Source organism: Nibrella saemangeumensis (genome assembly GCF_039541915.1).
Lineage (GTDB): Bacteria > Bacteroidota > Bacteroidia > Cytophagales > Spirosomataceae > Nibrella > Nibrella saemangeumensis.
Genome location: NZ_BAABHD010000084.1, coordinates 482,345 through 497,976 on the forward strand (window position 1 = coordinate 482,345; position 15,632 = coordinate 497,976).

At 55.0% G+C, this 15,632-nt stretch carries 6 protein-coding genes; 2 read left to right on the top strand and 4 right to left on the bottom strand.

Annotation, left to right across the window (positions count from 1 at the left end; translation table 11 throughout):
• Window positions 1–53 precede the first annotated feature (53 nt).
• Both ABD949_RS29645 and ABD949_RS29650 read right to left on the bottom strand, forming a co-directional pair.
• Window positions 54–524 (bottom strand): hypothetical protein, encoded by a 471-nt coding sequence (locus ABD949_RS29645; protein ID WP_345250005.1) that lies wholly within the window; start codon window positions 522–524, stop codon window positions 54–56.
• Between the two features lie 42 nt (window positions 525–566).
• A complete protein-coding gene (locus tag ABD949_RS29650; protein ID WP_345250007.1) occupies window positions 567–3,011 on the bottom strand; it encodes an outer membrane beta-barrel protein in 2,445 nt (814 codons plus the stop codon).
• 236 nt (window positions 3,012–3,247) lie between these two features.
• Between ABD949_RS29650 and ABD949_RS29655 the strand changes: the two genes are divergently transcribed.
• Together ABD949_RS29655 and ABD949_RS29660 are read left to right on the top strand one after the other, a co-directional pair.
• Window positions 3,248–6,118: a M14 family zinc carboxypeptidase gene (locus tag ABD949_RS29655; RefSeq protein WP_345250009.1), complete on the top strand. Its 2,871-nt coding sequence runs from the start codon at window positions 3,248–3,250 to the stop codon at window positions 6,116–6,118.
• 208 nt (window positions 6,119–6,326) lie between these two features.
• Entirely contained in the window at window positions 6,327–11,726 is a 5,400-nt protein-coding gene (locus ABD949_RS29660) for a CHAT domain-containing protein (protein ID WP_345250011.1), read from the top strand.
• Window positions 11,727–11,747: 21 nt separating this feature from the next.
• On the opposite strand, the gene ABD949_RS29665 is transcribed toward ABD949_RS29660, so the two are convergent.
• Window positions 11,748–12,281, bottom strand: coding sequence for a hypothetical protein (locus tag ABD949_RS29665; RefSeq protein WP_345250013.1), 534 nt, complete (start codon window positions 12,279–12,281; stop codon window positions 11,748–11,750).
• A gap of 83 nt (window positions 12,282–12,364) precedes the next feature.
• Entirely contained in the window at window positions 12,365–15,487 is a 3,123-nt protein-coding gene (locus ABD949_RS29670; RefSeq protein WP_345250015.1) for a TIR domain-containing protein, read from the bottom strand.
• Between the last annotated feature and the right edge of the window lie 145 nt (window positions 15,488–15,632).

Here is a 15,632-nt window from a genome sequence, read left to right on the forward strand (position 1 = left end):
ATGGTTATCTTAGTTTCAGGTAACCAAGATATAGGCAAATAGCCAGAAGTTTGTTATCCGGTTCCCGAGTCGACGGTGTAAACAAACAAGTCTTTGCCCCATTGCTTCACATGAATTTCCGTGGCACCGGGGAAACTACGGATACCACTCCGCACAGCATCGTCAACCGTACCTTCTACATCGCCACTGCCGAGGGCTTGCTCACCCTGCCAGGCAGAATAGGTCAGACGCTTTCCGTCGATAATCTCGAAAACGTCCTGTTCGATGAGGTCGAACATAAACCTGGTTTTTCCCGTATTCAGGTAATCATTAATATGCCAGTGGCTCTGGCTGTACACGACGGTTATCTCGTCTTCCTCCGACCAGAGTTCAATCGCGTCTCCACCAGTTTCCTCCTCAATCTTGCCCAGCAGATAGTTTTCGGTCTCTTTAATTTGGATACCCTTTACGCCCAGCGATTGGTATTGCTCCAGAAACGCACATAAGTCGCGAACGAATTGGTCTAGTTGCTCTTTTTCAATCATGGATAGAATAGGCTGCGTGATGTGTGAATATAGTGAAGTCTTTTAGTTTACCCGCTTCCGTTCTTCCTCCGACCCAGTGCTGCGTTTGCTGTTGACGCTTACCTTCTGGTTGCCAAACTCCCTTGTATAAGTCAGCCGCACCACGCGAGGTTCACTGAAGTTAAACCATAAACGGGTATCCAGCGATAAGGCCGGAATTTGCGTGATAGTACTATATCGGGCGGTCCAGAATAAATCGCTGACCGACAGGTTCAGCGTGCCCCGGTTAGCCGAAAATTTCTTCTGGATACCAAGGGCTACCTCACCCAGCGACAGCGACCGGCTGAAGCCCTCAATGGCCGGCGCGATGTAATAGGCCGTCAACTCGGCGGTAAACTGCCGGGGCAGCCGGAACGTATGCGCCGTATTGATCTGCCCGCCGAACTGCCCAAGCCGGTACTGCTGGCTGTTGCGGGTGTACTGCACCTGCGCCTGGGTCGCCATCAGGCTGTTCTGACTCTGCCACCAGCGGGTGATGGTGATGGGTAGCGTCAACGTCAGGGTCAGGGCATCGCCGTAGTCGAGGTTGTCGGCCCGGAGGGTAAGCGAATTGGAGGCCGGGTCGACGAACGGAACAAAGCGGCTCATAGGACTACGGTCGTGGCTGTACCGCAGGGCGACCGTATATTGGTTGAAGGAGTAGGACGCATTGAAAATGTCGGCAAAGGTAGGTTGCAGACCCGTATTGCCGGTCATGAAGAATTTGGGGTCGAAGAAGATACTGAACGACGCCAGCAGGTCGAACGGCGGACGGGTAATCCGGCGACTGTACGAAAACTGGTAGTTGTGTTTATCGTCGATCTTCCGGGAGAACAGCATGTTGGGGAACAGGCTCCAGTACCGGCGATTCACCAGTGGTGCCTCCGCTTTGTCGCGCATGATGCTGCGGGTGTACTCCGTACGCAGCCCAAGCACCAGCGTGGTTTTCTCCGAGACACGGGTGTTTAGACTGGCGTAAGCCGCCCCGATCTTTTCGTTCAGCCGGTCGCGCCGGTTAAACGCCGAATCAGCCTGCCAGCCAGTAATCTCCAGCCAATCGCGGGTAATTTCGTTGGTGAGCCGGAACTGCGAACCTTTAATGCCTAGTTCGAGGGTACTCTTCGGCCACAGTTTACGGCTGTAATCGGCCTTCACCACCCCGGCCCGGATTGGCGTTAGCTTCAGTACATTGAAGCGCTCCTGCCGGCTATCGGTCTGCCCCTCGCTACGGTAATTATTAAGGTATTCATACGGATTGTTGTTATAATAGTCTAGATAGTCGGCGTCGACGGTCAGGGTATGGTCGGGCGCAAACTGGTGGCGAAGGTTCACGTTCCCCATGGCATGTTTCCAATGGTTGAGTTCGTGCATGCTGCCGTCGATAAAGCTCAGGCTGCCGGGCCGCGTAATCGCGGTATGGTTGCGCGAGTCGGTTGTGAACCGGTTGGAGTACCCCGACAACAACACCCCTACGGTCGTTTTGGCACTGAGCTGAATATCGGTTCCCAGGCGAAAAGTATGCACCACACGTTGCCACGTACGGTTGATGAACAAGTCGGTGCGGGTGAAAGCGCCATCAGCCGGAATTGTCCGCTCATTAATCAGCCGCTGAAAGCCTTTGTCATTGACCAGCGAATAAGTAGCGTAGAGGTTGACCCGGCCCTGCTGATGGTTCAGGTTCAGTGAGCCGCCATAGCGTGGGTACCAGCCGTAGCCGCCCGTGAGGCTGTATTGGCCGTTGGTGCCGTCCTGCTCCGGCCTATGGGCGTTTTTCTTCAGGACGATGTTAATCAGCCCCGCATCGCCTTCAGCATCGAACCGAGCGGGTGGGTTGACAAAAATCTCAATTTTGTCGACGGTACTGGCGGGCATACCGCTCAACTGCTGAAGCACCACCGAGAGGGGCAGGCGGCTCAGTTTCCCGTCGATCATTACGGCTACGTTGGCTTTCCCCTGCATGGACAGCGCGTTGCTCTGCCGGTTGACCGACAGGCCCGGTGCCCGTTCCAGCACGTCGAGTACATTGCCTCCGGACGAGGTAATACTGCTCTGCACGTTTACGACCAGCCGGTCCATCTGCTGTTCAAACAAGGGCTTTTTGGCGGTAACCTGTACCTCACTGAGTTCCTTGGTATCCTGTGCTACCTGTAGTACCGCCAGCGTGGGCGCTGGAGCATTGGTCGTGATGGTGAACGGGGTAGAGTACGTTTTCCGGTACCCGACCATCGTCGCCATAAGCAGGTAACTACCCGGCGGTACTCCGTCCAGGCTGTAGACGCCCGCATCGCTGGCCACCATACCTTTCACAACGGTAGAGTCTTCGGCTTTTAACAAATGGACATTGGCAAACGCCAGTGGCTTGCCGCCAGCCTCCTGTACCTGGCCCCTGATTTGTGACTGGCCATAAACATTTGTAACGATCGCCAGCAAAATCAGCAACCATTTTGGCAGATTGGTAGTCGTTCTCATATGGTTAAATGAAGGAAGGTTCTTGTAAAGAGCTTTAATACAAGAAGTTAGTCGAAAAACAGCTGCGTTGCGCAAACTTTTGAGCGAAAGGCAGGCTGCTGCGAAAGGGGAATCCAGCTGCGGAGTGACTTTTTGTTTTGTCCGGTACTTTTCATAATATCAGGCAGTTATATGCCGGTTGCCGATATTTCTCTTCCGGGAACGCGCATGCACTCAAACCGCTTAACCTCTGCCTTATGCCACTGAATCGTTTTTCGTATGCGCTTCTGCTGGGTTGTGTCTTGCTGACTGCTCCGCTCCGGGCGCAGCAGATTGATACCACGTACAACCAGAAAATAAAAGAATACACCACTGACCCCCGGTTCCTTCCCACCTCGGTTTTGAACCTGCCCGATGATCCCAGGGTACCGTCACCCCGAAAGCATTTTGGCCAGATCATTGGTACACCCGGAATCCTGCACCGCACAACGGAGATTTACGGGTATTATCAGAAGCTGGCGCAAGCGTCACCCAACCTGACCATGCAGCACGTGAGTACCACCGAAGAAGGCCGGCCCATTCAGCTGGTGGCCATTGGCAGTGAGGATGCCATCAAACGGCTGGACCATTACAAAAAGCAACTGGCGCTGCTGGCCGATCCGCGCCAAGTGGGTAATCAGGATGTATCAAAAATTATCGGTGACAGCAAGCTGGTGTATTACCTGAACGGGGGTATGCACTCGCCGGAAATGGGCTCGCCCGAGATGTTGATGGAACTGGCGTACCGGCTCATTACCAGCCAGGCGGAAGAGATTAAAACCATCCGCGACAACATCATTGTGCTCATCAATCCCATCTCCGAACCCGACGGTTGGGATAAGCAGGTCGACTGGTATTACCGCTTTACCAAAAATCGGAAGGAGTACGACGATGGCTTCCCCAAGTCTCCGCCGTATTGGGGTAAATACACCGTACACGACAACAACCGCGACGGCCTGCAGGTATCGCAGGCCATCACCAAAGCCATTTACAGGATCTACTACGACTGGCACCCCACCGTGATGCTCGACCTGCACGAGTCGGTACCGCTGCTGTATATCTCTACCGGTACCGGACCCTACAACGAGACCATCGACCCGATCACCATCGGCGAGTGGCAGATCATGGCCAACCACGACATTACGACCATGGCGGCCCAAGGTATACCAGGTGTTTTTACCTGGGCGTTCTACGACGGCTGGTATCCGGGTTACGGTATCTGGGTGGCCAACAACCATAACTCCGTCGGCCGCTTTTACGAAACCTTCGGCAATGCGGGCGCCAACACCTACCTGCGCGATCTGGCCGAGCAGAAATACGCCGGTGACCCCGCCACCACCAAGGAATGGTACCGCCCGGCCCCGCCCACCGAAAAAGTCTACTGGTCGTACCGCAACAACATCAACTACATGCAGGCGGGCGTGCTGGCGTCGCTGTCGTACGCGGCCAATAACCGGCGGTTGCTGCTTAATAACTTTTACCAGAAAGGCGTAAACAACCTCCGGAAAGGTACCAACGAGACACCCCGCGCCTTTGTGATTCCCCAAAAGCAGCGCGATCCGGCCATGGCTGCTTACCTGGTCAACCAGCTCCGGACGCAGGCTATCGAGGTCCACAGAGCCGAGTCGGGCCCGAACCAGGGTGACTATGTCGTGCTGCTGAACCAGCCCTACCGCAACCTGGCCGTGTCATTGCTGACCAAACAGAATTATCCCAAAGAAGCCAAATTTCCGCCTTACGATGACATCGCCTGGACGCTGGGTTACCTGAACGGTGTAGAGGTCAAAGCCGAAGACAGCGTGAAGTACGCACCGGCCGACCTGCGGCTGGTCAGCGATGAGGTCAGGTATGCCGGAAAGATCGACGGTGAGGGCACCAGCTTTATGCTCAACTACAAGGCCCAGAACACCGTGTTACCCGCCATGTACTGGCTGAAGACCCAGGCCAAACAGGGGAAAGCTGTTGTGCTGGATACCAAATCGGTACTGGATAAAGATACACTGGCCGCCGGAGCGGTTTTGTTCAGAGGCTTAACCGCCGATCAGGCACGGCGAATGTCAACTCAGTTCGGGCTTGACCTGAAAGCGATCAAAACGGAACCGGAAGGGCTGGGTGCGCCCTTGCGGCAGCATGAGGTCAGTTTACCCCGCGTAGCCATCTACCACACCTGGTACTACACCCAGGACGAAGGCTGGGCACGGTATACCTTCGAGCAGCGCGGCATTCCGTACACCTCCATCCACAAAGACCACCTGAAAGCGGGCGACCTGCGCAAGAAATTCGATGTCATTCTGATTCCCCGGCTGGTAGGTTCGGCCGCCAATTTCATCCACGAGATCGACCGGAAGCATGGGCCGCTGCCATTCACCAAAACCACCGAGTTTCCGGCCCACGGCTTTCCCGATGCTACGGCCGATATGACGGGTGGACCCGGCTTTGAAGGGTTACAGCAACTAAAGCAGTTTGTCGAGGCCGGTGGGGTGCTAGTCACGCTGGACAATTCGTCGGCCATTATTACCGAGACGGGTATTGTCCGCGATCTGGAGCCGTACAATGCCATGGCTGCGGGCTTGTTTCATCCCGGCTCGGTGGTGCAGGTAAAAGCCCGCAGACCCGAGCATCCGGTGCTGTACGGCTTCCCCGAAACCTTCCCGATTTTCCGGGGGAACGGGCCGCTGCTACAAACGCGCAAATACAACCGCGACCTGATGCTGCTCCAGTATGGCACCAAACCGCTGAAAGACGAGGAAGAATACAAAGGACTGATTATGGGGATGCCCGACCGTAAACCCGTAAAACCCGCTGACCCGAAAACTACGCCCAAAGAGCCTTCCTACGTGCTGTCCGGTATGGTGCGCAACGAGCAGGCCATCATCGGCCACGGCGGCATCTTCAACGTGCCGGTAGGGGCCGGGCGCGTCATCGCCTTCACCTTCGATCCGTTGCACCGCTACCTGAACCACCACGATGCCCCACTGCTCTGGAACGTCCTCATCAACTGGAACCACCTGGACACGCCCGCCAACCCGGCAGCGGTGACGGAGTTGGGGAGTGGTAGCGATAAGGCAAAATCGGGTGGGGGGCATTAAATAACGAAGCCTTGGAAGAGTCGGTCCGGGTAAACCGAAACTAAACTGTTTACCCGGATTGGCTCTACCGTTCACTAAATTCAATGCTATAATTCTCCATCATTCCGTTTCTTTCTTTTATTTTCTGGTCAATTTCGGGCTTGTCCGCCCAGCGACTCAGCGTTATATCATCGTGAATGGTTATCACTCCTCCTAAACCCTTCCCTGTATGGATTCGCTGAAAATCCGCATCCCCGGCAGAGTCATCAACAACAGTCCGGACGATGAAGCATACGCAACGTTGCCGGACAGCCGGCTTCAGATAGAAAAAACGTATGAGATCAGCGCGACTACCCGTGGGGAGGCTGCGTCTGCGGCCCCGGAGGTTCTCGATGAACAGAAGGTAGTTCAGTTTGAGTTTACCGACGGCACCGTCTGGCTTGGCGACTACACCACCATCGAAGACATATTTCCCGGTACGTCGGCACAGGTCAGAAGCGTGGAGGCCGGCGAAAAGGACATCATCGACATACCCGTCGAACTGGCAACCGGGGATCAGAGCCGGGGTGATCTGCTGCAAAAAGTGGTGCTGAAAGTGGTGAAAATCTTCACCAAAAAAGCCGTGCTGCCGCCCCTGATCCGCACCCTGGCCGAAAACTTCGAGAAGCGAATGCTGGACAACCGGTCGGGCGTGTACCGGCTGACGGAGGAAACCGTGGATGGGAAGAAGGTCCTAACGCTCGTAAAGCCGGAGTTTGAGCCCGATGCCCATTACCTGCTGTTTATCCACGGTACGGCCTCGTCTACGCTGGGCGCGTTCAGCAAATTACAAGGGTCAAAAGCCTGGGAGTTGATGCACCGGACGTTTGGCCGACGGATACTGGCCTTTGAGCACGAAACTCTCACTAAAAGCGCAGCCGAAAACGTGCTGGATCTGGTACAGCAGTTGCCGGAAAAAGCCGCGCTGACCATTATCAGCCATTCGCGGGGTGGGCTGGTAGGCGATATTCTGAACCGATATTGCGCCGGCGACGGGGCACCGGATGGGTTTTCGGCCAAGGAGAAAAATTTTCTGCGCCGGCAGGACCGGACCGGCGACCTCGATTGTCTGGAAAAGATAGACGAAGCCATCCGGTCGAAAACCCTCACCATCGACAAATTTATCCGCGTGGCTTCCAGCGCAAGCGGCACTACGCTGGCCTCTAAACGGCTGGATATTTACTTCAATGTCATCGCCAACCTGATTGGGATGGCTACCGGGCAGGCGGCCAATCCGGTGTTTGTGGCCCTAAAGGAACTGATCGTGGCCCTGATCGAAAGCAAGGGCGATGCCTCGTCGCTGCCGGGGCTGGAGGTGCAGAACCCGAAGTCGCCGTTCAATCAGATGCTGAACAATGCGGCCCCCGAAACCACCATCGACACGCCCCTGCTGGTCATTGCCGGTGATTCCCGGCTGAGTCTGCGGTGGCAGGCCATCAAAGTAGCCCTGGCCAATGTGTTTTTCCTGGCCGACAACGACCTGGTAGTCAACACCCGCTCCATGTACAACGGAGCCAAACGCGCCGACGGCCGGGTGCAGTATTTCTTCGACCAGGGCGGCACCGTCGATCATTTCAACTATTTCGGCAACGCCCATACCCAGACCGCCCTGTTTCACGCCTTGCAAACCCCGGCCGGGCTGCCCGCGCCGAGCTTTACGAGACTGGACAGCCGGGACTTTACCAAACAGGAAATCCGCAACATCCAACTGTCGCTGCCGGGCGGCAAAGTGTTTGAAGATAAAGTGTCGGGCAGCAAACCCATTGTGGTGCTACTGCCGGGTATCATGGGCAGCACGCTGACGGTCCGCAACGACTTGGTATGGATCAATTACTGGGGTTTTGTGGGCGGGAGCCTGACCAGTCTGGCGTATTCGCCGGCCAACAACCCCAACGTGCGGGCCGACGGCCTGGTGGGTAGTTCGTACCGGAAGCTTACCGAGTACCTGAAACGGGACTACGACGTGGTCACCTTCCCGTTCGACTGGCGTACCGATATGGCCGCCAATGCCTCAGCCCTGAACCAGAAACTGCTTGACCTGATGAAGTTCCGGCAGCCGGTTAAGCTGGTCGGCCACTCCATGGGTGGGGTACTCATCCGCGATTTTATCCTCAACTTCGACAGCACCTGGCAGGTGCTAAAAGCCACCCGCGATTTCAGGCTGCTGTTCCTCGGCTCTCCGCTGGGCGGGTCGTTCCGTATTCCGTACGTGCTGTTCGGGCTGGATTCGCTCATCAACACGCTGGATATGGTGGATTTGACTAACTCGCAGAGAGACCTGCTGGAGGTGTTCTCGAAGTTCCCCGGCATACTCAGCCTGCTGCCGCTGACCACCGATGGTGACTATGATTTTGCCAGTCCGGATACATGGGAAATCATGCGGAACGCTTTCGGTGATGCCAGGTGGCCGATTCCCCCCAAAAACCTGCTGGATGAGTTCAGAACGTACCGGGATACCATTCTCGACAGGATCAGCCGGAACCAGCTCGATCTCGGCGAGGCTATGTACATTGCCGGACAGGCTCGGCACGGTCAGCAGACCGTGAGCGGCTACCGCATTGAAAACCGGACTACCCTGCTTGGCCCCCGCCGGGAACTGGTTTTTCTGGCCACGCAGGAGGGCGACGAGAGCGTAACCTGGGACAGCGGCATACCGGCTTCGCTAAACGCGCAGAACGTGTATTACTCCGACGTGCCGCATGGCGAACTGGCCAATGATAGTAAACTGTTCGGGGCCATTGCCGATCTGCTGAGCTGGGGAGCTACCAGGCAGTTGAAACGGACCCGACCTACGGTGCGTAGCATCGATAAAGAGTTCAGGGCCAAAACCCGGATGGACTTCAACCTGACACCCGAGGGCGTCGAGAAAACCCTTTTGGGGCTGTCGTCGGAGAGTCCGTTTACGCCTGGTAGTGTTCCTATTACGGTGTCGGTCAGTAACGGCCACCTGAAATACGCAGCCTACCCGATCATGGCCGGCCACTTTGAGGACGACGGCATTCAGTTTGCCGAAGCGGCCATCGACGGGTATCTGAACGGAGAGCTAAGCCGCCGGCACCAGTTAGGGCTCTATCCGGGCCAGTTTCTGACCAGCGAGACGGTTGTTTTTGACGGAAAGACAGGCTTGAACGGAGCCTTAATTCTCGGCCTGGGCCGGCAAGGGCAACTCACCGAATTCCGGCTGGCCGCCAGCGTGGAGCAGGGGGTGGCCAACTACCTGGCCGATCTGAATAACAGGCTGATGCGGCAGCCCGACCATGCTGCACTGACGAAACCGTTTGGTATTTCGGCCCTGCTAATTGGCTCCGGCTATGGCGGTCTGCGCATCGAGAACGCCGTCCGGGCCATTATTCAGGGTACGCAGGATGCAAACGAAAAAGTCCGCCGTATCTATAAAGTACCGAGACTGATCGAAACCATCGAGTTTATTGAACTGTACAAAGACCGGGCGCTGGCCTGCGTGAAAGCCATCAACGCCATTGCCCGAGACGAAAACCGCTCACTGGCTATCTTCAGAAGCAGCACGCCCATTAAGAAGCTCACCGGCTGGCGCGAACGCCTGCCGCTCGATGATACCACCGAGTGGTGGACGCGCATCTCGGTCCGTCACCAGACGGAGGAAAAAACACCGGCCGGCAACCCGCAGCCTGTTTTGCGGTTTTCGGTATCTACCGATGCGGCCCGGTACGAAGAGCGGCCGCTGCTGACCATTGATGCAACGCTGACCAGTATGCTGGACGATTTGTCGCGGCAGAACGCCTGGTCGCCGGAACTGGCCAGGGCGATATTTGAATTGATGGTGCCTAACGACTTCAAGCCGCAGGTAAAACGGCAGAGTAATATCAACTGGATACTGGATAAGTACACTGCCGCCTTTCCCTGGGAGTTGCTGCAGGATCGGGTAGCCGGAGCCCGTCCGTTATGCGTCAGCGCCGGTATGATCCGGCAGTTGGAGACGGGCAATTTTCGGATCAACGTCACGCCGGTGGTGGAGACTACCGCCATTGTTATTGCTGATCCGGACCTGAAAAATCCCTTTATGCAGTTGCCGGCGGCTCTGGAAGAAGGGACCAAAGTGGCCGACTCGCTGGCGGTGCAGGGGTTTGCGGTCGATAAGGTTTCGGGCGGTTCGGCGGCTCAGATTCTGCAGACTTTATTCAGCAAAGATTTTAAGGTGGTGCATTTGGCAGGCCATGGGGTGTTCAATGCCGATCCCAGGCAACCAACGGGTATGCTGATCGGCCCGGATGCTTACCTGACCCCGGCGCATATCGATCAGATGAGCAACGTACCTGAGCTGGTATTTGTCAATTGCTGTTACCTGGGCAAGGCCGACGGAGTGGCCGAAGACCTCCGGCGTGACCGTTTCCGGCTGGCGGCTAATATTGGGACCCAACTTATCGAAATCGGAGTAAAAGCCGTAGTAGTAGCCGGCTGGGCCGTCGAAGATAGTGCCGCGCACACCTTTGCCGAGCGCTTTTACCAGTGCCTGTTTGAAGGTAGTCAGTTTGGCGATGCCGTGAAAAAAGCCCGCAAGTCGGTCTACGAAATACACGGGACTATCACTAATACCTGGGGGGCATACCAGTGCTACGGTGATCCGTTCTACCGGCTGTATGACAGTATCCGTAAGCCGAAGCTAACCTACGATTTTGTGATTGCGGAAGAAGCGGAAATTGAACTCAGCAACCTGCTAAATCAGACGGAGGTACGGGGCTACGATCCGGGAGAAATCCTGCAGACGATGGACGCCATTGAGCAGGCCTGCCGGCGGGATGTCATCCAGAGCGTTCGGATTACCGAGCTTCAGGCGCTGTTGTATAGTTCCCTGAATCAGTACGAACTGGCTATCGCTAAGTTTTGCGAACTCTGGAAATCCGAGAAAGCCGGTTTTTCTTTCTCTACTACCGAAAAATATTGCAACACTCAGGCCAAGTGGCAGGTGTACCAGGTAAAGCGGAACGGATTTGACGCGAAGCAGGCCAGGGCCGCCATACAGGAAGCCATTGCCGATCTGCAGCGGCTGCTTGCGTTTGGCGAAACAGCCGAAAGGTTAAATTTGATAGGGAGCAGCTATAAACGGCTGGCGTTTCTCAGTAACGACAAAGACAAACAGCAGGCATACGAACAGGCGGCTACGTATTACCAGAAGGCGTACAGGATACCCGGCAATAAAGCCAGGTATTACCCGCTCTCCAATTGGTTGTCAGTCGAAAATGCGCTGGTGCTGACTGGAACCCGCCATTGGGGCAAAAATGATATGTCGAGGAAAGGTCAGTTGGCTAAGCTGAACGAAGAGCTGGCGGTATTTACCGGAATGCAGGAAGTGGAGCGAGACTATTGGGACTGGATTGCGGAAGCTACCCTGAACCTGACCAGGCTGGTACTGGGTGATCCGGATGTTACCTACCTGGATGTCCTGGACCAATATAAATCAGCCTGGCAGGTAATTGGCAACGAGGGCCAGCGCCAGGCCGAGATCGAACACCTGGAAATACTGGCAGATGCGTTAGGGATGAGTCCCGGGAAGGCGAAAGAAAGCCTGGCTGCTGTCAGCCGCCTGAAGACCGAACTGGAAGTGCTGGTGTAGACTTCGGGGTGGGTCGGGGCCTTACTGGCGTTGGTTTAAGTCTGTAATTTTCAGGTTAGCGAGGACCAGCGCGGCTGCGGTCTTTATCTGCACCCAGTCTTTTTTCTTTTCCAACTCCGGCAGCAGCGAGTAGGGGACAAAAGCATCGCGGGTAATGCGGTTCAAGTCCCGGAAAGGCTGACCGGCTTTCCAGGTTGCATTGGCGAAACGGCACAGGAGATCTCGATCCAGAAGCAGCAGGGATTCGTCGACTATGGATTGTAAAATTTCCGATGGCCGTTTGCGCTTCAGTGTCGCCAGGTAATCAACTCCGCACTCTAAGGCGTAAAATCCGGCCAGGTTCACGGCGATTTTTTCTTCCTGACCAACCTGGGCAACCATCTCCGGTATAACCTGTTCCGGCAAAATGGCTGGTTGGGTGTCGGTGAGGTTCTGGTTGTAAGCGGCTTCCAGTTTTTGAGAAATGTCAAGGGCGAACGCTCTACTGCGAAGCATGCTGCTCAGCTGACCAAACTCCGGATCGCTGGATGGTAGCTGATTTTCTTTAGGTTCCATAATCGCCAAATCTATGAAATACCTCTAACTTTCCCTTTCCGGGGTGTCGAATGTTATTTTGGAACAAGGCTATAATGGCTGTTTCAGACGCTCATCTTCTTCTCCAACTCATTAATCACCAGATTCCAGCCGGCATCATTATCGGGCTTGCCAATGCTGATGACGTTCTTCTTCGTCTCCCCGGAATCGTCGGTTTGCTGAAACTGGGCCAGTTCGGTGCGTTGCCAGCCACAGGGCTGGAGTTCGATAAAGAAGAATTTGGACTTGCTGTCTTCCAGTTGTTTAATGGCCAGCGGAATTTCGGTTTTCATGATGTATTCGGTCGCCAGAAAATCGGGGCTGAGCAGGAAGATAACCACGTCGGAGTTCTTCATTTCGTTCCGGATGGCATCGTCCCATTTGGAGCCGGATTCGATCATGCGGTCGTACCAGGGGTCGATGATGCCGTTGGATTTCAGGATTTCCAGGTGTGTCACGAATCGCCGGATGAAATCGGCGTTTTTGGACGAGTAGGAGATGAACAGCTTTTTGGGCAGTTGCTCAAAGTCCATGAGGTGCTTGAAGTCGTTTACGCTAAAGGTTTTGCCGTTTTGGGTAAACTCAAAGCGCTTATTGGCGGCTTCGTCGCGGAGGTACTGCACATCGAAAAATTCGCTGCTGTTGACGGAGATTTCCTTGCTCACGGTCCAGCCTTTGTTCAACTCATCCAGCGTGGCTTCAATCTCGCGTTCCAGCCCGTTTTTCCGGAAAGGGGTCATGGTCCAGATGTTGACGATGCCCCTGGTCGTATCTTTCAGCAGTTCGACAAACACCATTTGTTTGCCGGTGCCTTCGCCCCGGCTGACGATGATGCCGTTGCGCCAGAAAGGAAAGTTGCGTATCCCGGCCGAGGTATCGATACTGGCCCCCTTCAGGTAGCGCGCAAACAGGTTCAGCAGCAGCGTTTTGTGGAAATAGGCGCGGTACAGGTAACGCAAATTGTTGTGGGTGAAGGCGTTCAGGAAAAAGGCCACCGATGAATCGGGTTTGACGGGCAGAAACTGCGGGGCCAGGTACTCGGTGTCGTTGATTTTCAGAATCGAGTTGTTGCGCAGCAGGAGCGCCAGTACGTCTTCGTGATGTTCTATGTGGCTGACCTGCTCTTTCCGGAAAAAGCCTTTATCGTTGCCTCGTTTGGCTACATCCATGATTTCCTTGATCAGCTCGTTCAACCGGTTGATCCGGGTGAATACCACGCCGTCGTCTTCGGAGCGTTTGTCGTAAAAGACAATGCCGATGGCGTTCAGGATCTGGGCGATGATCTGCGCGTTCTCCTTGGTAAACCTCACCGCCGGGTCGTTGATGATGTCCTGACAGGCTTTCCAGAACTCGTCCAGCGACACGGCCCGGAAGGGTTGCGGCTGGTTCAGGTAGTGGTCGATGATTTTGTACTCAAACTCGATCAACTGGCGGCCGGTCAGGTTCAGCGCATTCAGGTAGTCACTCAGCACCTCAAACAGGATGCCGGTACGTTTCTGTTTCGTCAGCGAGAGGTTGAAATAACCGGCAATGTTGGGGTATCGCTCCGAGAGCGTTTTCTGATCCAATCGGCCCTCCTCCAGGTCGATCTTGTTTTGCAGGACCAGCACGGGCGCCGAGTTGCCCGATCTGGGTATGGCCTGGGTCGATGGCTGAAATGAGGGCCGGAATTTGTCAATCAGGTTATAATTGATCGATTCCAGCCAGTATTCGAGCGGAAAGTTTTCGTAAACGAGCGCATCCGCCTGACCCGCTACGGCTTCCGTTTCGACCGAGTAGTTATTGGTCGTGGTATCCCACAGCAAAATATAGGCCGTATCGTGCGAGTAGTACATCCGGTGGGAGTCGTGGTAGTAATCCTGCCCGCCGAAATCGAAAATATTGACCTTCATCAACGTACCCGACTCCGATCTCAGAAAGGGTGCATCCCAACTTTTAATATCCAGCAGATGGGTGGAGTTGTGGTTGGGGGTCAGATCTGCACCCCGCAGAAATTCGCTGAAATTGGTTTTGCCTACCTTGCTGTTGCCGACCAGAATAAACTTGACGATTTCGAGCTTGCGGGTACCGTAGGTTTTAGCATCCGCGAAGTACTTAAGCACCGCCGACCGGCCCTTTTCAATCACTTCAATAGACGGTTCTGCCAGGGTTGAATTATCCTTGATAAAAATGCCCTGTTCGCTGTCGTCATAACTATAGTGCAGGGCAACGTTCAGGCCATTTTTTATATGGATCAGCAGGGGCTTAATGGAGATAATCTGGTTGTTGGTCAGCGTGATCCGTTTCAGGTTGGGTAACTGGCTCAGTTCGTCGAGTCGCTGGAGCCGGTTGTGCCCCATGTACAGGGTGGTTAGGAGTTGCAGGTGGGTAATGCCGGCCAGACTGTCGATCTGGTTAGACGATAAGCCCAGTAGTTTCAGCTCTGTATTTTTCTCCAGATTTTCAATCCGGCCAATTTTGTTGAATTGCAGATCGAGCACCTGAAGCCGGGTCAACGTATCCAGATGCTCGATCCGCTCCAGTTCGTTGTAGGTCATACTCAGCACTTTCAGCCTGGTCAGCGTCTCCAGGTTCTCAATTTTCCGGATGGCGTTGCGGTCCAGGTACAGTTCTTCCAGCTCGGTCATTTCCAGTAGGTCGCGGGGAATGGTTGTGAGGTTGCACTCTACAAGTTTCAGGGTGCCGGTTTTCTTTTCTTTTTCCTGCCGTATCAGTTCCAGCGCCCGGCTGTTCTGCTTCAGTTGCGCAATCGCCGTCAACGCACCGGCTATTTCGGTATAGGCATCTTCCCGGTTCAGAAACTCCTTAATGGGCTTGCCAAACCGGGGCAGCGCCTGAAACTCGGCGATGGGCGTTTGGCCCCAGGCACACTCCTCCAGAATAATCGGAATTACTTTAATGGCCGGATCACGCTTACCCCTTGCCAGAATCTCCGCCAGCTCGGGGTCTTTCCGGGTCGACTGCAGGTAGTTCTCCGAAACCAGCAGCAGGTACACATCGGCCTGCTGGCGAATCTCCTGTAGCCGCTGCTCCCAAACGTCACCCGGCATCAGGTTTTCGTCGGAGGAGAAGCGAACCGGCTCTTCGGTGGACCCAATAAATCGTTCGAGTTCCTGTTTGATCGATGCGTCGCGGTGAGAATACGATACAAAAACCTGTAAGGGCGGGGTTTGGTCAGCCAGTTTCATGGCGCAGATCGGGTTAGGTTGGGAAAAATTTAGCAATTATTCCGCAGCAACGGGCTGCTTCACCGGAAAAATGTTGTGCGAAGCGACACCGGATAGTGGACCACAAACAGCAGAGGCCGGACCATGGCCAACTGGGATCCGGCAG

What these genes read in the sequence shown, in the direction of transcription:
- ABD949_RS29645 (WP_345250005.1), bottom strand. Translation starts at nt 524, where the DNA reads ATGATTGAAAAAGAGCAACTAGACCAATTCGTTCGCGACTTATGTGCG.
- ABD949_RS29650 (WP_345250007.1), bottom strand. Translation starts at nt 3,011, where the DNA reads ATGAGAACGACTACCAATCTGCCAAAATGGTTGCTGATTTTGCTGGCG.
- ABD949_RS29655 (WP_345250009.1), top strand. Translation starts at nt 3,248, where the DNA reads ATGCCACTGAATCGTTTTTCGTATGCGCTTCTGCTGGGTTGTGTCTTG.
- ABD949_RS29660 (WP_345250011.1), top strand. Translation starts at nt 6,327, where the DNA reads ATGGATTCGCTGAAAATCCGCATCCCCGGCAGAGTCATCAACAACAGT.
- ABD949_RS29665 (WP_345250013.1), bottom strand. Translation starts at nt 12,281, where the DNA reads ATGGAACCTAAAGAAAATCAGCTACCATCCAGCGATCCGGAGTTTGGT.
- ABD949_RS29670 (WP_345250015.1), bottom strand. Translation starts at nt 15,487, where the DNA reads ATGAAACTGGCTGACCAAACCCCGCCCTTACAGGTTTTTGTATCGTAT.